Here is a 19,753-nt window from a genome sequence, read left to right as displayed (position 1 = left end):
GGTCAGCCGCTGTCCGCCCCGGGGGCGCTCCGGGCCTGGTCCCATACCGCCAGGAAGGCCAGCCTCAGGCACGCGGCCAGTGCGGGGTGCTCGATGTACAGGGCTGTCGTGGCGCGGCTGCCGGCCACCGGATCGGGCATGTCGCACAGCACCAGCGAGGCATCGGCGACGACGAGCTTGAGCGGGAGGCCCGGGGCGAAGCGGGACTCCTCGCCCGCCGCGGCGAACCGGCGTACGTTTTCCAGCACTTCCGCGTCGCCGAGGGCGTCGTGGGTGTAGATCGCGCGGGCCGAGCCCCCGGCCTGACGCAGTCGGCGGACGGCCCTGATGCCCTCGTTGTTGGCCGCGGGGGCGACGAACGGCGGCTTGCAGAAGCTGAGGAGCTCCCGGGAGGCCTGCTCCTGGATGCTGTCGAACCGCTCGGCGATCGCCCGGGGGTCGCGCAGCACCTCGATGTAGTCGAGCGGATCGGTGTGCGTCCGGCCGTCGGCCCAGACCGGGAGCAGCGCCGTGGTGAGCGCGGCCGACACCTCGTTCAGCCGTTCCAGGGACTCCCGCTGGAGGGCCATCAGCCGGGCCAGCGCCAGTTCGGGGGCCACCGCGGAGAAGGCCGCGACCCGGCCGGGGCGCAGGACGGCGAGGCGCCGGCGGACGAGGGCGTCGAGTACGTCGTAGACGCGCTGGCGGGGGACGTCCGCGGCGCGGGCCGCCTCCGCGGCGGTGTACGACTCCCGCCTGACCAGGGCGAGATACACCCGGGCCTCGTACCGGGAGAGTCCCAGGGACACCAGGTCGTTGACGGCGCCGTCGTCCAACTCCATGGCAGGACACGGTATACGCGACCATCACTGACCGAAAGCAAGCCTTTGCATTCGGCGGGTAGTCCCTTGGCCCGGCACTTCAATACCTTCAGCGGTGGCCACCACTGCACGTGGTGACAGTCCGCACCGTTGAACACGTGCCACCCGCATCCCGCGTCGACCCTCCGCTCCGGCATGCCCTGACGTGCGCATGGATGTCATGGACCTGTCAATGCAGAGATCCCCCGGCGCGGCACATCAACCCCCCCATGGAGGGCAGTTCATTGCGCAACGCCCTGTCCCGGCGCGCCGCACGGCTGAGCCGGCGCGGCACGACCGCCTTACTCTCGACGGTTGCCCTGATCTCCGGCGGAATGCTCGCCTTCGCCGCCCCGTCCGTGGCCTCGGCCGCCGCCGGCCCCTCGGCCGGCACCGCCGCCGCGCACGCCCAGCGGCTCTGCTCGGAGCCCGCCCGGGCCGGCTGGATGGCCTGCCACGCGCTGGCGCGCACCGACGTGCAGCAGCGCATCGGCCTCGCACCCGGCATCCTGCCGTCCGGCTACGGTCCCACCGACCTGCAGGGCGCGTACGCCCTGTCGGCCTCGGCCGGAGCCGGCGCGACGGTCGCCATCATCGACGCGTACGACGACCCGAACGCCGAGTCGGACCTGGCGGCCTACCGCTCCCAGTACGGACTGCCCCCCTGCACCACGGCCAACGGCTGCTTCCGCAAGGCCGACCAGAACGGCGGCACCAGCTACCCCACCGCCGACGCCGGCTGGGCCGGTGAGATCTCCCTCGACGTGGACATGGTCAGCGCCGTCTGCCCGCAGTGCCACATCCTGCTCGTCGAGGCGAACCAGCCCTCCATGGAGGACCTCGGCGCCGCCGTGAACCGCGCCGTGACCATGGGCGCCAAGTACGTGTCCAACAGCTACGGCGGTGGCGAGGACTCCACCGACCCCGCCTCCGACGCCTCGTACTTCAACCACCCGGGCGTCGCCATCACCGTCAGCTCCGGCGACAGCGGCTACGGAGTCGAGTACCCGGCGGCCTCCCAGTACGTCACCGCCGTCGGCGGCACCTCCCTCAGCCGCGCGAGCGGTACCCCCCGAGGCTGGTCCGAGAGCGTCTGGGGCACGAGCTCCGGCGGCGACGGCGCCGGTTCGGGCTGCTCCGGCTTCACCGCCAAGCCGTCCTGGCAGACCGACGGCGGCTGCGCCAAGCGCACCGTCGCCGACGTCTCCGCCGTCGCAGACCCCGCCACCGGGCTCGCGGTGTACGACAGCTACCAGGCCGGCGGCTGGAACGTGTACGGCGGCACCAGCGCCTCGGCGCCGATCATCGCCTCCGTCTACGCCCTGGCGGGCACCCCGGCCGCCGGCACCTACCCGTCGTCGTACCCGTACGCCCACACCGCGTCGCTCAACGACGTGACCAGCGGCGCCAACGGCTCCTGCTCCGGCGGCTACCTCTGCACCGCCAAGGCCGGCTACGACGGCCCGACCGGACTCGGCACGCCCAAGGGCACCGCCGCCTTCGCCGGCGGCTCCACCGGCGGCAACACCGTCACCGTGGCCAACCCCGGCAGCCGCACCAGTGTCGTCGACACGGCCACCTCGCTGCAGATCCAGGCCACCGACTCGGCCGGCGGGCAGACCCTCACCTACAGCGCCACCGGGCTCCCGCCCGGCCTGTCCGTCAACGCCTCCACCGGCCTGATCAGCGGTACGCCGACCACCGCGGGCGCCTACGGCGTCACGGTCACGGCCAAGGACACCACCAACGCGAGCGGCAGTACCTCTTTCACCTGGACCGTCGCCACGGTCGACGGCGGCTGCGCCGTGACCCAGCTCCTCGGCAACCAGGGCTTCGAGTCCGGCACCGCCCCCTGGACCGCCAGCACCGGCGTGGTCGACAACGGCAGCGGTGAGGCGGCGCACTCCGGCTCCTGGAAGGCCTGGCTGGACGGCTACGGCTCCACCCACACCGACTCGCTCTCGCAGTCGGTGACCATCCCGGTCCGCTGCCACGCCACCCTCAGCTTCTACCTGCACGTCGACACCGCGGAGACGACCACCGCCACGGCCTACGACAAGCTGACGGTGACGGCCAACTCCACCACCCTGGCCGGGTACTCCAACCTCGACAAGAACACCGGCTACGCGCTGAAGACCTTCGACCTGTCCTCCTTCGCGGGCCAGACGGTCACGGTCAGGTTCAGCGGTACCGAGGACCCCAGCCTGCGGACCTCGTTCGTGATCGACGACACGGCGCTCAGCATCAGCTGACCCGGACCCGGACCCGGACCCGGGGGCACGCGGGGGACCGGCGGGTCACCGTACGTCGACGGTGACCCGCCGACCGGCACCGCCGGAGAAGCCCGGCATCCACCCCCGCCTACGGCCCCGTCGTCTTCCGGACAGCGCCAGCGGCACCTCGTTCCTCACCCGCTCCACCATGACCAGCCGGAAGACGGTCGAATGGGAGGACGGTCGGACCTACCCCGTGGTCGACGTGGAGATCTCCTCCGCGAGCCACCCCTTCTACACCGGCACCGCCCGCGTCATGGACACCGCCGGCCGCGTCGAACGCTTCGAGCGCCGCTACGGGGCCCGCTGATGGCGCAGGGCTCCGCACTGCCCGTCGTGATCGTCGCCGGGATCCACGCCGACGCCCGCAGGGAGGTCGTGGGCCGACTCCTGCGGGCCGTCCCCGGCAGTGTCGCCCTTCACCACGACCTGACCGGTGCGCCGATCGGTCCGCGACGCCACCGGACTCCTCTCCGAGGACGGGACGCCGCTGGTCAACGACTGCGCTTGCTGCGCGCTGCGCGAGGACCTCGTACCCGAACTCGCGCGACTGGCCCGCGCGGGCACGGCCCGGCTCGCCGTGGTCGAGCCGTGGGACTCGGTCGAGCCGAAGGCGATGGCCGAGGTCGTCGCCGCGCACGGTGGAGAGGACCTGGTGCTCACCGGTGTGATCACCGCCGTGGACCCCGCGCTCGTGCTGCCGTGCCTCGCCAACGGCGACGATCTCGCCGAAGCCGGCCTGGGGGCGGCGCCGGCCGACCGGCGGACCGTCGGGGACACCTGGGCCCGCCAGTTGGAGTACGCGCCCGTCCTCGCCGTCGTCGGCGGCGAGGAAGCCGACGACGAGGACCGCGCGCTCCTCGCCCAGTTGCACCCCACCGCCCGCCGGGTGGCGGCCGATTCGGGCGGGCTCGCCGCAGCGGCCCTCGCGGGCTTCGACGTCGAGGCCGCAGCGGCGGCGCAGCACCCCGCGTGCGCGCTGCTGCCCCAGGACGCCGACGACGCCGGTGTCACCACGCTCGTCTGGCACCGCCGCAGGCCCTTCCATCCCGAGCGCCTGTACGAAGCGCTGGAAGAGCTGTGCGGTGCGGCCGTGCGCAGCCGTGGCAAGGTCTGGCTCGCCGACCGCCCCGACACCCTCCTCGCGTGGGACGCCGCGGGCGGCGCGCTGTGCGTGGAGAACGCGGGCCCCTGGCTGGCGTCACTGCCCGACGCGGCCTGGGAGATGGTCCCGCCGATGCGCCGGGCCGCCGCGGCCCTGGACTGGCACCCCGAGCACGGCGACTGCTGCCAGCACCTCGTCTTCACCTCGCCCGGCCTGGACCGCGACGGACTGGAACGGCTCCTGGAGTCCTGCCTGCTCACGGACGCGGAGTACGCGGCGGGCCGGGACGGCTGGAAGCGCCTGCCCGCCGTCTTCGACTCCCTCCTCGACCGCGTCTGACCCTCCCCCCGTCGCCGCACCGAGCGGCGACGGTGCCGGGTCAGCGGCGGCTCATGGACGACGGCGGTATGCCGAAAGCGCGCATGAACGCGTAGGAGAAGGCCGCGGGGGAGGCGTATCCGAGCAGGGTCGCGACTTCGGTGACGGTCTTGTGGCGCAGGAGGGGGATCGAGGCCAGCAGCCGGGCCCGGGACCTCCAGGCCGCGGGGCTCGTCCCCGTCAGGTGCCGGAAGCGTCGGGTGAACACGCGTTCGCTCATGGCCGCGGCGCGCGCCCAGTCGGTGTTGCTCACCGCCAGGTCGGGGCCGGCGAGATAGTCGCGGCAGAGCCGGGAGAACGGCGCCTCGTGCGGGAGGGCGACATGCAGCGGGACCTCGGAGAGCGCGGCCGTCTCCAGGAGGATCAAAGCGATCACCGCGCTGTCGCGGTCGTCCGTGGCGTAGTCCGCGTCCAGGTCGGCGGCGGCGAGCAGCAGTTCCCGCAGCAGCGGCGGGACCTCCACGACCCGGCAGGCGGTGGGCCACCACGGAACGGCCGACGGCTCGATGTAGAGGCTTGAGGTCCGCACGTCCAGCATCCGCACCCGGTGGCGGATCCGGGGCGGGATGAGCACCGCCCGTTCGCCCGGAACGGTCCACGCCCCGTCGTCGGTCTCCACGAGCATCGTGCCGGTCGCGGCGTACAGGAGCTGCGCCCGGCGGTGTTCGTGCCAGGTGAGGAGGGAGTCCGCCGGGTAGTCGGTCGCGATCGGCAGCACCTCGGCGGGGAGGTGGTCGAGTCGCGCGAGGGACACGTTGCGCATGACGGGAAGGGTATGGCCGAAACTCGAAAGAATTTGATCGGCGGTCGATCGTCGGCGGGCGGCTTCTCGACTGGACTGGGGTCCATGAGTGCTGTCGTTCTTGTCGTCGTCGGGATCCTGACCGGTCTGACCACCGTGGTGTTCGGCTTCGGGGGAGGCTTCGTCACGGTCCCCGTCATCGTCTGGGCGGACGCCGCCGCGGGACCGGCCGCGGCGGCCGTCGCGGTGGCGACCTCGTCGCTGGTCATGGTCGTCAACGCGGTGGTGGCCAGCGCGGCCACGCCCCGGCCGGTTCTGCGCCGTCTGCGGGGTACCGGCCCCCTGATGGTCCTGCTCGGCGTCGGGGGGACCGGCGGTGCGGTCGTCGCGGGCTCCGCGCCGGGCTGGCTGATCCACTGGGGGTTCGTGGCCTATCTGGCGATGACCGTCGCCGACGTGCTCGCGCGCCCGGGGTTCCTGCGACCCGCCTCCGGTGCCGGTGCCGCTGTTGGTGCCGCCCGCGGGTCCGGGGCGTTCGCGGTCCCGGCCGCGCTCGGGGTCCCCATCGGCGCCGCCGCCTCCTTCCTCGGTGTCGGAGGGAGCGTCATGACCGTACCGCTGCTGCGGCGTTCGGGACTCCCGATGGGCACCGCCGCGGCGCTGGCCAACCCCCTCACCGCCTGTATCAGTGCCCCGGCGTGCGCGGTCTTCCTCGCGGTCGCCCACGGGACGGACGGCGCGGCGCCGGTGTCGGCCGTCGGTTCCGTCGATTTCGGAGCCGCCGCCCTGCTCCTCCTCGGGGCCCTCCCGGTCGTCGTCCTCCTTCGCCGCAGGCCCCCGCGGATCGCGGACCGTCTCCACGCCTCGGGGTACGTCGCCCTCCTGTGCCTGGTGCTCGCCGCCATGCTGGTCCGGACGCCGTGACGGCGGGCTCGGGCTCAGGTCCGCGCGTGCAGTTGCCGCCCGGTGATGGTCTCGTCCGAGCGGAAGGCCTCCCGTGCGGCGCCGGCCACCACGGCCAGGTCGTTCCCGAGACGACGGCGCTCCGGACCGTCCCCGATGGCCACGGTCCGGGCGAAGCCCGTCTATCGCAGCCGCAGGTCCATCCGGTCCAGCGTCGCCATGGTGCGTCCTTGCCGTCAGTCGTCGTACGTGCCGCCCCGGCCGGCCGTGAACGGGGCGGCGGTCAACCGGTGCGCGAGGGCGCCTTTGGCCGGCCGGCCGAAGCCAACAGCGTCCACGGGCGCGGCATCACCGGACGATCATCCAGCGCTCGACCGGTACGGGACACCGGCGCTGGTCGGCCCTACGAGAGCATCCGTCGCGGTGCCGGCTCCGGCTCGGGGGGAAGGCCCGTCGTGCGGCGGGGGAGCAGCAGGGGGGTCGCCAGCAGGACCGCCCCGGCCAGGCCGATGGCGGTGCGCGGCCCGAGCAGGGTGCCCAGTACGCCCCAGACGGCCGTCAGGAGCGCGGTCGAGGCCTTGGTCGTCACCGCCCAGGCGGACAGCGTGCGGGCGACCCGGTCGGGCGCGGTGCGCTGGAGGCGGCAGGTGGCCTGGACGGGGTTGAAGACCCCGCAGCAGAAGATGAGACCGAGTTCGACGCCGATCACCAGCAGCAGCCCCGCGGTGCCCGGCCCCACGAAGGCCAGCCCCACGGGCCAGAGCGCGCGCAGGGTCCCGGACACCGCCAGGACCCGGCGCTGCCCGAACCGGGTGACGAGCGGTCGGGCCAGCCGCGAACCGAGCAGGCCGCCGATCGAGGGCGCCGCGAAGGCGAGGCCGTACTGCCACGGTGCGAACCCGAGCGGGCCGAGCATCAGGACGGCCAGGAGCGGCTGGGTGGCCATCACGAGGCCGTTGAACAGGGCGGTGTTGTAGAACAGCGGCCGGAGCGTCGCGTCGGAGAGGATGAACCGCCAGCCGTCGAGCAGGTCCCCGGCCCGCATGCGCCCGGCCTCCCCCCGGAGCCCCGGCCGGGGCTCGTGCCCGCCCATCGCGCGGATGCCCAGGGCCGAGAGCAGGTAGCTGACCGCGTCGGCCACCACCGTCGCCACCGGTCCGAGGAGCCCGATCGCCGCGCCGCCCAGCGGCGGTCCGATGATCGTGGTCGTCCAGGCCGTGGACTCGAACCGGGCGTTGGCGACGAGCAGGTCCTCGGCCGGCAGCAGTGTCTTCAGGTACGCGCCGGAGGCGGCGCGGAAGCCGATGTCGGCCGCCGCGACGACGGCCGAGACCAGCAGGAGCTGAAGGAGGGTGAGCACGCCGAGCGCGAAGGCGGCGGGGATCGTGAGCAGCGCCGCGCACCGCGCCAGGTCCATCGCGATCAGCACCGGCCGCTTGCGGCGGAACTCCACCCACGGGCCGAGCGGCACCGCCACCGCCGCGCCCACCGCGGCCCCCACCGAGGAGAGCGCGGCGACCTCCGCCGGACCGGCGTGCAGCTCCCGGACCGCGATCAGCGGGAACGCGCCGAAGGCGAGCCAGGTGCCGAGCGCGCTCGTTCCGTACGCCCCCCAGAGCCAACCGAACCGCCGTCCCAGCCGGTGCCCGCCGCCCATGCCCGACTCCTCCCCCGCTCCACCCGTACAACCGATCCGCGATCGGAAGCATCAAAGGCCAGGGCTGCACACGGGGTCAAACAACCACAGGGCCACCTCCCCACAACCATTGGTTGTGGGCTTAGGGTCTCTGCATGGACCTCGACACCATCCGGACCTTCGTCGCCGCCGCCGAGGCGGGGCGGTTCCAGGAGGCCGCCGCCGGGCTGGCGGTCACGCAGCAGGCGGTCTCCAAGCGCATCGCCGCGCTGGAGCGCGACCTCGGCGTACGACTGTTCACCCGCACCGCGCGCGGTGCGGAGCTCACCATCGACGGGCAGGCGTTCCTGCCCCACGCGCGCGAGCTGCTGCGCGTCGCCGAGCGCGCGGTCGCGTCCGTGCGCCCCGGCCGGCGTCCGCTGCGCGTCGACGTGATCGCCTCGCGGGTCGCGCCATCGGGCATGATGCGCGACTTCCACCGCGCGCACCCCGACGTCGAGCTCGACGTGGTGATGCTGTTCGACATCGAGACGGCCGTCGCCGCCCTCCGCTCGGGTGTCATCGACGCCTCCTTCCGCGCCGTCGGGGTGCCCGGCCGGCCCCTCCCCGAGGACGTCGAGTCCGTACGGGTGCTCGACGAGCCGCTCCAGCTGCTCACCGGCCCGGCCCACGCCCTGGCGGGCGCCCGGTCGGTGGCCCTCGCGGAGCTCGCCGGGCACCGGATCTGGATGCCCGGAATCGTCCCCGGTACCGAGTGGGGCGCCTATTACGACGACCTCGCCGCCGGGTTCGGCCTCACCATCGAGGCGACCGGCCCCAACTTCGGCTCCGACGCACTCCTCGACACGGTCGCCGACACCCCGGCCCTGGCCACCTTCATGGGCGAGCACACGCGCGTCGTCTGGCCCGCCGGCCACGGCCTGCGCCGCGTCCCGGTGACCGACCCGACACCCGTCTACCCGCACTCGCTCCTCTGGCACCGCGACAACCCCCACCCGGCGCTGGCCGCCCTCCGCGCCCACCTCGCCGCCACGCGCCCCGCCCTCGACGCCGCCGGGACCTGGGTGCCGAGCTGGGTGGCCCCGCAGCGTTCACTTGACGTCCAGCACGGCATCAGTGAAAGCCACCCTTTCCGTTAACATGTTCGAGCTCACAACGACGGCGTTGGAAAACATATAAATCGGTTGAAAATTGATATCTAGGATTGCGCGAGCATTTTCGCGAACGGGCGGCGGCCCCAGGGTCGCCGCATGGCGTCGACCGCGCGTCATGCTGTGGGCCGCGGTCGGTGTGGTGGCCCTGGGATTCCTCATCGCCCTGGAGATCGCCGCGCGCCACTACGGCGAGCCGGGACCGATCACCAGCCAGGCGCAAGAGGTGATCTTCGCCCCCAGATCGGGGACGGTCCTCTACGTCAGCATGGCGTTGATGATGGTGGTGCTCACCTGGCGGCAGCGGTTCATCGCGCTCGGCGCCGCGGTCGGCATCGACCTCGTCTTCTGGATCGTGCGCAGCATGGTCGGCGCCCAGATGATGGTCGGCAACGGCGCCTTGTGGGTGACCCTGGGCTGCGCCGTCATCGCCGTCACGCGCCGCACCGGCCGGGAGCGGGCCCTGCTGCTGAAGGGCGTCGGACTGGCCCTGCTGCTGGTGGCCGGCCGCAAGACCGGCTACACCTGGCTGCTGATCACGTCCAAGACCCGCCCGATGGTGCTCGACCAGTACGTGGCGACCGCCGATCACGCACTGGGCAACCCGTCGTGGCTGGCGGGCCGGATCGTGGAGGCCACCGGCTCGGTGGGCCACCACGTCCTCGAATGGGTCTACATCCAGCTCGCGGTGGCCGCGGTCGGCGTCGCGCTGTACCAGCTGCGCAACGTGGCCGCCGAGCGCCGCTTCCCCGGCCACCACCTGGTGCGCACGTTCCTGGTCATAGGCCTGCTCGGCCCGGGCATCTACATGATCTTCCCGGTGGTCGGACCGATCCTCGCCTACGGCGCCGACGGGGGGCACTGGGCGCTCGCCGACCTGTGGCCGAACACGCCGCCGCCGCTCGGCACCCCGGTCCCGATGCCCTTCGACGAGATCACCCCGCGCAACTGCATGCCCAGTCTGCACACGGCGTGGGCCACCGCGATCTTCATCCACTCCCGCAGGGGCCCCCGGGCGCTGCGCTGGGCCGGCACGTTCTGGCTGATCGCCACTCTCGGCGCGACCCTGGGCTTCGGCTACCACTACGGTGCGGACATCGTGGCCGGCGTGGTCTTCACGCTCACCATCGAGGCGGCGCTGCGCGCGATCGACCACGGCTGGGACCGGTCGGCGACCCGGCTGGTGGTCTACGGCGCCGCGGTCTTCGCCGCGCTCCTGGCTTCGTACCGCTACCTGCCGGTGGAGATGGCCGGGCTTCCCTGGCTCTTCGGGCCGCTGATCATCCTGTCGATGGCCTCGGTGATCTACGGCTACGTACGGACCACCAGGCTCTGGGAGCGCGAGGCCGCCTCGGTGCACCTTCCGCAGCCGCGGCGCGAGGCGCAGCCCGAACTGGTGTGAGCCGGTCCGGAAGCCCCCTGTCCGTCGAACACCGCGATCGGCGGACAGGGGCTTCCCTCGATGATCCCCTGGTATCTGCAATCCGAGCTTCGCTTTCTCTGGGCAGGCACGGCCCGAGTTCCCCCGTCGGGAAAACCCCGCCGCCCGTGCGCGGATAAAGGCGTACGGTCGGCCTACCCCTTTTTCGCGGCGCGCCGGATATCAGGCCGAACGGTGGAATGGAAGAGGCCAAGTACCTGGTCAAAGGTGGTGGAAGGCCCGAGATATGCGGGACCTCGGACCCTGGTTCGACCCGCGGGGGAGAGGGCGGAAAGGCCGGTGAGCGAAACCCGGCGCCGTGCGGGCGCATTCCCGGTCGAATGGTGTCCGCGGTCGACGCCGGCCGTGTCACGATGCCCTTGCCCGGGTATCCGCCCGGGGGCGCCGGGGCAGCGGTCGTCCGCAGCCGTGCATGGATCGGCCGGACCCGGGCAGGCGCAGGTCCAGCAGGACGGAAGGTGATGCCGGATGGTGCCGGAAACGGAGGACGGGCGGTTCGCCGTCGCGGTGAGCGCGGTGGACGGGGTGACGGTCCTCACGCTCACCGGTGAGCTCGACCACGACACGGCCGCGCCCCTGCGCGAGGCCCTGGAGGCGGCGGTCGCGCCGGGCGGCCGGCTGGTCGTCGACATGGCACGGCTGGACTTCTGCGACTCCACCGGACTGAACGCCCTGCTGCACGCCCGGCTCTCGGTCCAGGAGGCCGGGGGCAGGCTGGAACTGGCCGGGCTGAGCGGGCCGGTCGCCCGGATGTTCCGCATCACCGGCGCCGACGGCGTCTTCCCGGTCCACGCGGACGTGGCGCGGGCGTTGCGGCCGGACCATTCCTAGCGAGAGGGAGCGAGGGGCCATGGGGCAGCGCGGGTCGGCGGACCGGAACTGGCTCCTGGTCCTCGACGGGCTCCCGGACCCCGTGAGCCGCAGCCGCGAGTTCACCCGCCGGGCGCTGACCGCCTGGCAGTGGCTGCCGGCCGAGGGCGAGGCCGTACGGGAGGCGGCGGAGGACGTCCTCCTGCTGGTCTCGGAGGTGGTGGCCAACGCCTGCCTGCACGGCGGAGGGCCAGGTGCGCTCGTGCTGGACCGTACGGACGAGCGGCTGCGCATCGAGGTGACCGACACCAATCCGGCACCGCCGGAGCCCGGTGGGCACGGGGTCCCGTCGGACCCGGCCCGGCCGGGCGGCCACGGGCTGCTGATCGTGGAACGTCTGGCCCGGGCCTGGGGTTCGCGGCCCGGAGCGCTCGGCAAGTGCGTCTGGCTGGAGGTGCCCTGGCCGGCGGCCGGGCTCAGCCCAGAGCGTCCAGTGCCGTGAAGATCTCGCCGGTGGAGCTGACCCGGCCCAGGCGGGGGAAGATCTTGCCGAAGGAGTGGGCGTGCGACGCCGCGTCCAGGTCGGTGGTGGCGTCCTCCGCGAAGACCAGCCCGTAGCTGTGCTCCCAGGCGGTACGGGCGGTGGACTCGACGCCGATGCTGGTGGAGATGCCCGCCAGCACGATCCGGTGGATCCCTCGGCGGCGCAGCTGGAGGTCGAGCTCGGTCCCGGTGAAGGCGCCCCAGTGGCGCTTGGTGACCCGTACGTCGCCCAGCGCGGCCAGCTCGTCCGGGATCTCGGAGAACGCCGGCGGCGGGGCGGTGGCCGGGCCGGGGGTGTCGACGTCGGTGGTGGGCAGGTCGCCGCCGTCGGGCGACCAGGCGACGTTGACCAGGACCACCGGCAGCCGGCGGGCGCGGAAGGCCTCGGCGAGCGCGATGCCGTTCTTGAGGATCTCGGCGCCGGGGCGGACGGTCGGCATGCCCAGGATGCCCCGCTGGAGGTCGATCAGCACCAGCGCGGTGCCGGAGTCCAGGGTCAGGGTGGAGGGGGTGGGGGAGGCGGTCATGTTCGGACTCCTCGGTCGCTGTTCGCAGGGGTACGGGCAGGGGTACGGGCAGGGGTGGTCGGCGGAGCTCCGTCGGGGGGAGGGGCGATCAGTCCTCCGCCAGGCGGCGCAGCAGCGGCACGGCCTCGGCCAGCAGCCGCCGCTCATCGGCGGTCAGCCGCCCCGCCACCAGCTCGGCGATCCGGTCGTGCCCGGCCTCGCGGCGCTCGCGCACCAGGGCGCGTCCCCGGTCGGTCAGCGAGACGAGCAGCCGGCGCCCGTCGGTGGGGTGCGGGGTCCGGGTGACGTACCCCTCGGCCCGCAGGGAGTTCACGGTGGCGATGACGGACTGCGGGCGGATCTTCTCGGCCCGCGCGAGATCGGCCGCGGTGGCCGCGCCGAGCCGGTCGAGCCGTTTGAGGACGGACATCTGCGACAGGCTGATGCCCCCTCCCGTCGTCGCCCGCACCTGGCGCACCAGCATGCCCACGGCCAGCTGGAGCTCCTCGGCGATGTCGTGCACCCCGTCGCGCGGCTCCCGTCCCGATGTCATACCCCGACCGTAGGGAACGACAGGCAAACTTGCAAGGAAGACTGATGATCTGACCGGGTGGCGGCCGGCGGCCGCGGGCCCGGGGAGCGCGACGGCGGTCGTCCGGCGGTCACGGACTCCACGCCGGACGGAGGAACGGGGGAAGACCGGTCCGTATTCACTGGATCGAGGGACGTCACCGACCGGGGATCACCCCCGGCGGAGGGGCCCCGCTTCCGTTGGACCGCCGGGTGACGCGGAAGAGGCGCCGGGCCGAAAACAGCCGGTGCGCGGCCCGGTGCGTCCGGCGTGCCCGGCACGTCCGGCGTGCCACCGGGCGGGAGCGTGGCGGGGGAGCCGACCCCGGGCCGGATGTTCCGCGCCGGGCCGGGTGTGACCCTCCCGCAGTGGCGCACCCAGCCGGGACCGCACCGGACGCTGCGGCCGCCGGCCGACGGCGCGCCCCCGACGGCGGTCGCGCACCCGCCCCGGCCGGTGCTCGGCGAGCGCCTTCACCGACGCCCTCGGGCGCGCTTCCGGGTACGCGCCCGCAGCCCACCCGTCATGGGCGGGGTGGCCCGAACCGGCCGCACACCCCCCAGATCGCCGCACATCCCGAAAGATCATCGAGATCATCGGAAATGATCTTCTCTGTGCCGTCGAGACGACATACTGACCGGTGTGATGATCCAAGACGACACCGTTGTCATCGAGACCCAGGGCCGCGCGGGGGTGGTCACCCTCAACCGCCCCAAGGCCCTCAACGCCCTCACCCACCCCATGGTGCTGAGGATCGCGGAGGCCCTCACGGCCTGGGAGCAGGACCCCGCAGTGGACCACGTCATGATCCGCGGCGCCGGGGAGCGCGGCCTGTGCGCGGGCGGTGACATCCGGGCCATCCACGCGGACGCCAAGGCGGGGACCACGGGCTCCCTCGACTTCTGGCGCGACGAGTACCGGCTCAACGCCCGCATCGCCCGTTACCCCAAGCCCTACGTCGCCTTCATGGACGGCATCGTGATGGGCGGTGGCGTCGGGCTCTCGGCCCACGGCAGCGTCCGCCTCGTCACCGAACGCTCCCGCGTGGCCATGCCCGAGACCGGCATCGGCTTCGTCCCCGACGTCGGCGGGACCTACCTGCTCTCGCGGGCCCCAGGCGAACTCGGCACCCACCTCGCCCTGACCGGCGCCGCGGTCGGCGCGGCCGACGCCCTGCTGTGCGGGCTCGCCGACCACTACGTGCCCTCGGACTTCCTGCCGGAGCTCGTCCGGGACCTCACGGAGGGCACCGACGGCGCCCCCGCCGACAAGGTGGTGGCCCGCTACGCGCTCCCCGCCCCCTGCTCGGGCGGACTCGCCGCCGACCGGGAGTGGATCGACCGGTGCTACGCGGCCGACACCGTCGAGGAGATCCACTCCCGGCTGCTCGGCACCGGCCTGCCGGCGGCCCGTGAGGCCTCCCAGACCCTGCACGCCAAGTCCCCCACCGCCCTCAAGGCCACCCTCGCCGCGCTGCGCCGGGCCCGGGCGCTGGACTCCCTGGAGCGGGTCCTGGAGCAGGAGTACCGGGTTTCCAGTGCCGCCCTGTCCGTGCCGGACCTGGTGGAGGGCATCCGCGCGCAGGTGATCGACAAGGACCGCCGTCCCCGCTGGTCTCCTGCGGCCCTGGTCCAGGTGCGGCCGGCCTCGGTGGAGCGGTTCTTCGCCCCGCTCGGCGAGGGCCGCGAACTGACCTTCCCGTAGGGCCGGGTCGGGCGCGGACCGGCCGCGGATCCGGCGCCCGGTCGTCCGCGGCGCCCGGTCAGCCGCGGTCGATCCGGGTCGCCAGGCCGTCGAGGACCCGCTGGAGCCCGTAGTCGAAGTTCTCCTCGCGCAGCCGCGCCGGGTCCTGTTCCCGCTGGGTGGCGTAGTGGTCCTGCGTCAGCGGGTGCTCGTCGAGGGCCTGGCGGCCCGCCGGGGCCAGGGACCGCAGCCAGTCGGCCTCGCTCATGCCGCTGCGGGCGAGCAGCGAGAGGTAGGAGGCCTCGCTGGTCGTGGCGCCGATGACGTAGGAGATGACCGCCTTCATGGCGAGGTCGGCCTCGCCGGGCGGGAAACCGGCCGTCCGGGCCAGCCGCAGCATCCCCTCGGACATCCGCATCAGGTTCGGTCCCAGGTGGGCCAGTCCCACCTGGCCGAGGACCGAGGCCACCCAGGGGTGGCGCAGGACCATGTCGCGCAGGCTGTGCCCGCTGTGCGAGAGGGAGGCGCGCCACCCGTCCGGGCCGCCGGCCTCGGGGAGCTCCAGCTCGCCGTAGACCTCGTCCACGACCAGCTCGATCAGCTCGTCCTTGTTGGCCACGTGCCGGTAGAGGGACGTGGCGGCCGTGCCCATCTCGGCGCCGAGCTTGCGCATGCTCAGCGCCTCGATGCCCTCGGCGTCGAGCAGCCGCACCGCCGCCGCGACGATCTGCTCCTGGCTGAGGGAGGCCTGCTCCTTCTGGCGCCGCGGCCGGGCCCAGACGGAGGGGACGGGGGCGGGGGACTGCTGCTCTGATGGGGACATGCCCCCACCCTAGCCGCCTGCGGACGCTGTACGCGGCATGCGTACAGCGGAATTCCCGGGGCGGGTCGCCGGCCGGCGCCGCCACGCGCGGCCCGCGCGGGACGGCGTCCCGGAGATCGCGGAGTGCGGGACCCCGTCGGCGCGTCGCGCCGGTTCCCATCCCGGACGAACCAGGCACACCGCTTGAACAACGGGCCCTTCAGGCCGCACTGTTGGCCGGTAGTCGCCCATCTGACCAGGAGACCGCCTTGTCGTCGCACACCTCCCCCCGGCACGTCATCGACCCCGCCGGCGGCTGCCCGCACGCGCTCAACGCCCGGCTGCGCGCCGAGGGCGCCGTGGCGGAGGTCGTCCTCCCGGGCGGGGTGCCCGGCGCCGTCGTCCTGGGACACGAGGCGCTCAAGGAGTTCCTCGCCCACCCCGACGTGGCCAAGGACGCACGCCACTTCCCCGCCCTCCACGACGGCAGCATCCCCGCCGACTGGCCCCTGCGGGTCTTCGCCAACGCCCAGGGCATGCACACCGCCGACGACGCCGACCACCGGCGCCTGCGCTCCCTCGTCGGCAACGCCTTCACGGCCCGTCAGGTGGAGCGGCTGCGCCCGCGCGTCGAGGAACTGGCCGACGGCCTCCTCGACGACCTCGCCGCGGCCGCCGCCGGATCCGCCGACGGGGTCGCCGACCTGCGCACGCACTTCGCGCTGCCGCTGCCGATGAGCGTCATATGCGAACTGCTCGGCGTGGACCCCGAGCACCGGGGCCGCCTGCACCACCTCTCGAACACCGTCATCATCTCCACCGACATCGCCCCGGCCGAGGTGATGGCCGCCGTGCGCGAGCTGGTGGAGCTGATCGCCACCATCGCCGCCGCCCGCCGCGCCGCCCCCGGCGAGGACCTCACCAGCGCCCTGATCGCCGCGCGCGACGAGGACGGAGACCGGCTCAGCGAGGCCGAACTCATCGGCACCATGCGGCTGATGCTCGTCGCGGGCCACGAGACCGCCCTCAACCTCATCAGCAACGCCGTCCGCGCCCTGTGCACCCACCGCGACCAGCTGGCCCTGGTCATGGACGGCAAGGCGAGCTGGTCGGACGTGGTGGACGAAACCCTGCGCTGGGACGGGCCGGTCAGCTGGTTCCCCTTCCGGTACCCCACCCGCGACCTCACCGTCGCCGGCACCGTCATCGCGCAAGGCACCCCCGTACTCGCCGGCTACACGGCGGCCGGCCGCGACCGGGCCTTCCACGGCCCGGACGCCGACCGCTTCGACCTGACCCGGCCCACCGCCGCCCGCAACCTCTCCTTCGGCCACGGCGCGCACTACTGCGTCGGCGCGCCCCTCGCCCGGCTGGAGGCGACCATCGCCCTGGAACGCCTCTTCACCCGCTTCCCCGGCCTCGACCTGGCGGTGCCCGAGGCCGGGCTTCCGCGCCAGCGCAGCTTCATCGGCAACAGCGTCGAGGCGCTCCCGGTCCGCCTGGCCTGACCCGGGCGGGCGGGGTCCCGTGCCGCCCTACGAGACGGGCGCGGGCGCGGAGAGTTCGGTGCTGAGCCACCCCAGCGCGTCGGGGTACATCCCGCTCCACGTCTGGAAGTTGTGCCCGCCGGCCGGGCGGACCAGCGTCTTCACCCGCACCCCGGTGCCCCGCGCCGCGCGGGCGAACTCCGCCAGCTGCCGCGGCGGGCTCTCCTTGTCCTGGGCGGAGGTGGCCAGGAACAGCCCGACGTCCGCCCCCTTCGTGTGCGCCAGCAGCCACGCCGGGCTGTTGCGTTCGCGCAGCCCGGGATCGGCCAGCACCCCCGCGTCCCCGGTCAGCGGATCGGGGTCCAGGGCCGCGCCCGCCCGGAACACCTTCGGGTACTGCAACGGCAGCTTCGCCGCGCAGAACGCCCCGGTCGAGACGCCCATCAGCCCCCACCCCTTCGGCTCGGGCAGCGTACGGAAGTTCTTCGCGACCAGGTCCGGCACGTCCCGGGCGAGCCAGGTCGCGATCTTGCGCTGCGGGGTGTCGCTGCAGTCGGTGTTCACCCCGCCCGGATAGATCTCCGGCATCACCAGGATGAACGGGCGCGCCTCGCCGAGCCGGACCAGCCGCTCCAGCGCCCCGGGCATGGACCCCAGGTCCATCCAGGAACGCGGCGTACCCGGGTAGCCGTGCAGCAGCATCACCACCGGGAACCGGGTCCGGTCCGCCCCCGGGGCGTCGTACGCCGGGGGAGTCCACACGATCACCTGCCCGGCGAGCTTCGAGTGACTGCCCCGGACGTACGTGCTGAGCGTGCCGTCGCCGCCCTGCGTGAACTTGGCCCGGCCGACCGGCGGCCCCGTCATCGCGGAGGCGTCCTCACCGTTCCCGGTGCCCAGCAGGTCGTCCCAGGAGGCGTACAGCCCGAAGCTGCCGTTGATCCACGCGGCGACCACGCAGATCGCCGTCAGCTGGCACAGCCCGATCATCAGCACCCGTGCCGTCCACCGCACCGGAGCGGGCCCCGGGACCCGGTTCCACAGCAGCAGCGCCAGGAGCACGGCCAGCGCCGTGACCGCGATCAGCGTGACGAGGAACGCGGTACTGGTCAGCTCCACGGCGTCGGCTCCTGACGTGCGGGAGGGCGGGACGGCAGGCGGGTGACGTCCTGACGGGGCCCTCAATGTACGGCGCCCGCGGGCCCGCGGGCGCGGGTCCGCGTCGTGTCGGCACGGGCGCCGGAGCGGACCCGCCACCGTCCCCGGCCCGCCCCCGATCACAGCGAGCGGACGTCCACGGTGACCGTGTGCCAGCCCGTCGCCCCGTCCGGGAGGGTCCCGGAGCGCGTGCCCGTCTGGGTCCGTCCCGAGCCGTCCGTGGCCCGGACCTGGAGCGTGTGCCCGCCGGGAACGGCGTCCCAGGGCCACACCCACTGCCGCCAGGTGTCGACGCCGTCGGCCGCCGCCAGCCGGGCCGGGAGCCACGGGCCGTCGTCGACCCGCACCTCCACCCGGGAGATGCCCCGGTGCTGCGCCCACGCCACCCCGGCCACCATCACCCGCCCGGGTGACACCCGGCCGAAGGGACGCGGGGTGTCGATCCGCGACTGCGTCTTGACGGCGGCCCGCTGCGCCCAGGAACGCCGGACCCAGTACGCGTCGAAGGCGGCGAAGGTGGTCAGGCGCAGCTCGGTCAGCCACTTGCAGGCCGACACGTACCCGTACAGGCCCGGTACGACCATCCGGACCGGGAAACCGTGCGCGAAGGGGAGCGGCGCGCCGTTCATCCCGACGGCGAGCAGCGCGTCCCGGCCGTCCATGACGGTCTCCACGGGCGTTCCGATGGTCATCCCGTCGACCGAGCGGGCCACCAGCTGGTCGGCGGGGCCGCCCTCGGAGGGCGGGCGGACCCCCGCCTCGCGCAGCAGGTCGGCCAGGCGGACGCCCAGCCATCGGGCGTTGCCCGCGTACGGGCCGCCGACCTCGTTCGAGACGCAGGTCAGGGTCACGTCGTGTTCGACGAGCGGCCGGGCGAGCAGGGCCGGCAGGTCCAGGCTCAGCGGCTTGGCGACCCCGTCCCCGCGCAGCGTGAGCCGCCAGCCGGCGGCGTCCACGCGCGGGACGACCAGGGCGGTGTCCACGCGGTAGAAGTCCCCGGCGGGGGTGAGGAAGGGGGAGAGACCGGGGATCCGCAGGTCCGCCCCGGCGGGTACGGGCGGCGCGGGGACGGCCGGCGGCGGCAGGGCGAGATCCGCCCGGGAGGCGGTGGCCCGTGCCGAGCCGTGGGCCCCGAGACGGCGCCCGGCGAGTCCGGCCACCGCGGAGGCCGTGACCGTGGCCGCCACGATCCGGCCGAAGCCCCGCCGGTCCATGGGCCAGGTGCCACCGGGCCGCCCCGGCGCGGGGCGGGGCCGTCGCAGGGTGGTGACCAGCAGGTACAGCGCTCCGGCCGCGACCGCCCCGCCCGCCAGCGACGGCAGGGCGTCCCGCCAGGTGGCCTCGGGCCGGCCGAGCGCCGCCACCGCCCCGAGCACGCCCACCGCACCGGCGAGCACCAGGCCCGTCCGGAGCCGGTGTACGGCGAGGACGCCCGTCGCGGCGGCGAGGACCGCCAGCACCAACGTGATCCCGAGCGTCAGCACCGGTTTGTCGGCGGTGCCGAAGGTACGGATCGCCCATTCCTTGACCGCCGCGGGCGTACGGTCCACCACGGCCCCGCCGACCGCGGTGAGCGGGGCCGCCTCGGGCCGGACGGCCACCGCCGCGAGCCCCGCGACCGTCAGCCCGGCGAACGCCGACACCAGCCCGGCGACGGCCCCGGCCGGCCACAGCCGGCGGGCGCCGCGCGTCCGCTCCACGGGTGCCATCGGCGTTCACCTCCGC

At 73.9% G+C, this 19,753-nt stretch carries 18 protein-coding genes and 1 pseudogene; 10 read left to right on the top strand and 9 right to left on the bottom strand.

Translation table 11 applies throughout. The annotated features are described in order from the left end of the window. Positions 1 to 2 precede the first annotated feature (2 nt). Positions 3 to 821 (bottom strand): TrmB family transcriptional regulator, encoded by an 819-nt coding sequence (locus tag ACZ5D2_RS08160; protein ID WP_371675627.1) that lies wholly within the window; start codon positions 819 to 821, stop codon positions 3 to 5. Positions 822 to 1,069: 248 nt separating this feature from the next. Here ACZ5D2_RS08160 and ACZ5D2_RS08155 point away from each other — a divergent pair, with 248 nt between their 5' ends. The 3 genes and pseudogenes from ACZ5D2_RS08155 to ACZ5D2_RS08145 all read left to right on the top strand — a co-directional run bounded on the left by ACZ5D2_RS08155 (position 1,070) and on the right by ACZ5D2_RS08145 (position 4,556). Continuing rightward, positions 1,070 to 3,091, top strand: coding sequence for a putative Ig domain-containing protein (locus ACZ5D2_RS08155; RefSeq protein WP_468928087.1), 2,022 nt, complete (start codon positions 1,070 to 1,072; stop codon positions 3,089 to 3,091). Positions 3,092 to 3,152: 61 nt separating this feature from the next. Next, positions 3,153 to 3,422, top strand: a complete 270-nt coding sequence (locus ACZ5D2_RS08150; protein WP_468928084.1) for a type B 50S ribosomal protein L31 — start codon at positions 3,153 to 3,155, stop codon at positions 3,420 to 3,422. After that, a pseudogene (locus ACZ5D2_RS08145) lies at positions 3,422 to 4,556 on the top strand (CobW family GTP-binding protein). The gene ACZ5D2_RS08150 and the pseudogene ACZ5D2_RS08145 overlap by 1 nt, the downstream one beginning before the upstream one ends. A 40-nt stretch (positions 4,557 to 4,596) precedes the next feature. Here the strand turns inward: ACZ5D2_RS08145 and ACZ5D2_RS08140 are convergent. Beyond that, on the bottom strand, positions 4,597 to 5,358 hold the full coding sequence (locus ACZ5D2_RS08140; protein WP_371675624.1) for an AraC family transcriptional regulator: 762 nt from the start codon (positions 5,356 to 5,358) through the stop codon (positions 4,597 to 4,599). Between the two features lie 84 nt (positions 5,359 to 5,442). Here ACZ5D2_RS08140 and ACZ5D2_RS08135 point away from each other — a divergent pair, with 84 nt between their 5' ends. Further along, complete coding sequence (locus tag ACZ5D2_RS08135; protein ID WP_371675623.1) at positions 5,443 to 6,261, top strand: TSUP family transporter; 819 nt, start codon at positions 5,443 to 5,445, stop codon at positions 6,259 to 6,261. A gap of 14 nt (positions 6,262 to 6,275) precedes the next feature. Here ACZ5D2_RS08135 and ACZ5D2_RS08130 read toward each other — a convergent pair whose 3' ends face one another. Both ACZ5D2_RS08130 and ACZ5D2_RS08125 read right to left on the bottom strand, forming a co-directional pair. After that, positions 6,276 to 6,404, bottom strand: coding sequence for a hypothetical protein (locus ACZ5D2_RS08130; protein WP_468928080.1), 129 nt, complete (start codon positions 6,402 to 6,404; stop codon positions 6,276 to 6,278). Positions 6,405 to 6,643: 239 nt separating this feature from the next. After that, positions 6,644 to 7,897, bottom strand: a complete 1,254-nt coding sequence (locus ACZ5D2_RS08125) for an MFS transporter (RefSeq protein WP_468928077.1) — start codon at positions 7,895 to 7,897, stop codon at positions 6,644 to 6,646. A 134-nt stretch (positions 7,898 to 8,031) separates the two neighbouring features. Between ACZ5D2_RS08125 and ACZ5D2_RS08120 the strand changes: the two genes are divergently transcribed. The 4 genes from ACZ5D2_RS08120 to ACZ5D2_RS08105 all read left to right on the top strand — a co-directional run bounded on the left by ACZ5D2_RS08120 (position 8,032) and on the right by ACZ5D2_RS08105 (position 11,780). After that, positions 8,032 to 9,015, top strand: coding sequence for a LysR family transcriptional regulator (locus ACZ5D2_RS08120; protein WP_371675620.1), 984 nt, complete (start codon positions 8,032 to 8,034; stop codon positions 9,013 to 9,015). Between the two features lie 130 nt (positions 9,016 to 9,145). Then, positions 9,146 to 10,429 carry a phosphatase PAP2 family protein gene (locus ACZ5D2_RS08115; protein WP_371675619.1) on the top strand — a complete coding sequence of 428 codons (1,284 nt, stop codon included), beginning with the start codon at positions 9,146 to 9,148 and terminating at the stop codon, positions 10,427 to 10,429. 507 nt (positions 10,430 to 10,936) lie between these two features. Then, a complete protein-coding gene (locus tag ACZ5D2_RS08110) occupies positions 10,937 to 11,299 on the top strand; it encodes an STAS domain-containing protein (RefSeq protein ID WP_468928073.1) in 363 nt (120 codons plus the stop codon). A 19-nt stretch (positions 11,300 to 11,318) separates the two neighbouring features. Next, positions 11,319 to 11,780, top strand: a complete 462-nt coding sequence (locus ACZ5D2_RS08105) for an ATP-binding protein (RefSeq protein ID WP_468928070.1) — start codon at positions 11,319 to 11,321, stop codon at positions 11,778 to 11,780. On the opposite strand, the gene ACZ5D2_RS08100 is transcribed toward ACZ5D2_RS08105, so the two are convergent. Together ACZ5D2_RS08100 and ACZ5D2_RS08095 are read right to left on the bottom strand one after the other, a co-directional pair. Then, complete coding sequence (locus tag ACZ5D2_RS08100) at positions 11,755 to 12,348, bottom strand: hydrolase (RefSeq protein ID WP_468928068.1); 594 nt, start codon at positions 12,346 to 12,348, stop codon at positions 11,755 to 11,757. The genes ACZ5D2_RS08105 and ACZ5D2_RS08100 overlap by 26 nt on opposite strands. Positions 12,349 to 12,436: 88 nt before the next feature. Further along, on the bottom strand, positions 12,437 to 12,880 hold the full coding sequence (locus tag ACZ5D2_RS08095; RefSeq protein ID WP_468928065.1) for a MarR family winged helix-turn-helix transcriptional regulator: 444 nt from the start codon (positions 12,878 to 12,880) through the stop codon (positions 12,437 to 12,439). Positions 12,881 to 13,543: 663 nt separating this feature from the next. On the opposite strand from ACZ5D2_RS08095, the gene ACZ5D2_RS08090 reads away from it, so the two are divergent. Beyond that, complete coding sequence (locus tag ACZ5D2_RS08090; RefSeq protein ID WP_371675615.1) at positions 13,544 to 14,602, top strand: enoyl-CoA hydratase/isomerase family protein; 1,059 nt, start codon at positions 13,544 to 13,546, stop codon at positions 14,600 to 14,602. 58 nt (positions 14,603 to 14,660) lie between these two features. Here the strand turns inward: ACZ5D2_RS08090 and ACZ5D2_RS08085 are convergent, their stop codons facing one another. After that, positions 14,661 to 15,404 (bottom strand): TetR/AcrR family transcriptional regulator, encoded by a 744-nt coding sequence (locus ACZ5D2_RS08085; protein WP_371675614.1) that lies wholly within the window; start codon positions 15,402 to 15,404, stop codon positions 14,661 to 14,663. 248 nt (positions 15,405 to 15,652) lie between these two features. On the opposite strand from ACZ5D2_RS08085, the gene ACZ5D2_RS08080 reads away from it, so the two are divergent. Then, positions 15,653 to 16,891, top strand: coding sequence for a cytochrome P450 family protein (locus ACZ5D2_RS08080; RefSeq protein WP_468928063.1), 1,239 nt, complete (start codon positions 15,653 to 15,655; stop codon positions 16,889 to 16,891). 27 nt (positions 16,892 to 16,918) lie between these two features. On the opposite strand, the gene ACZ5D2_RS08075 is transcribed toward ACZ5D2_RS08080, so the two are convergent. Together ACZ5D2_RS08075 and ACZ5D2_RS08070 are read right to left on the bottom strand one after the other, a co-directional pair. Then, positions 16,919 to 17,989 carry an alpha/beta hydrolase gene (locus ACZ5D2_RS08075; protein WP_371675612.1) on the bottom strand — a complete coding sequence of 357 codons (1,071 nt, stop codon included), beginning with the start codon at positions 17,987 to 17,989 and terminating at the stop codon, positions 16,919 to 16,921. Between the two features lie 158 nt (positions 17,990 to 18,147). Beyond that, on the bottom strand, positions 18,148 to 19,737 hold the full coding sequence (locus ACZ5D2_RS08070) for a molybdopterin-dependent oxidoreductase (RefSeq protein ID WP_371675611.1): 1,590 nt from the start codon (positions 19,735 to 19,737) through the stop codon (positions 18,148 to 18,150). Positions 19,738 to 19,753 lie beyond the last annotated feature (16 nt).

The organism is Streptomyces sp. NPDC031479, assembly GCF_055581065.1.
The sequence above is the reverse complement of the archived record's forward strand: the minus strand, read 5'-3'. Positions and strand labels throughout refer to the sequence as shown.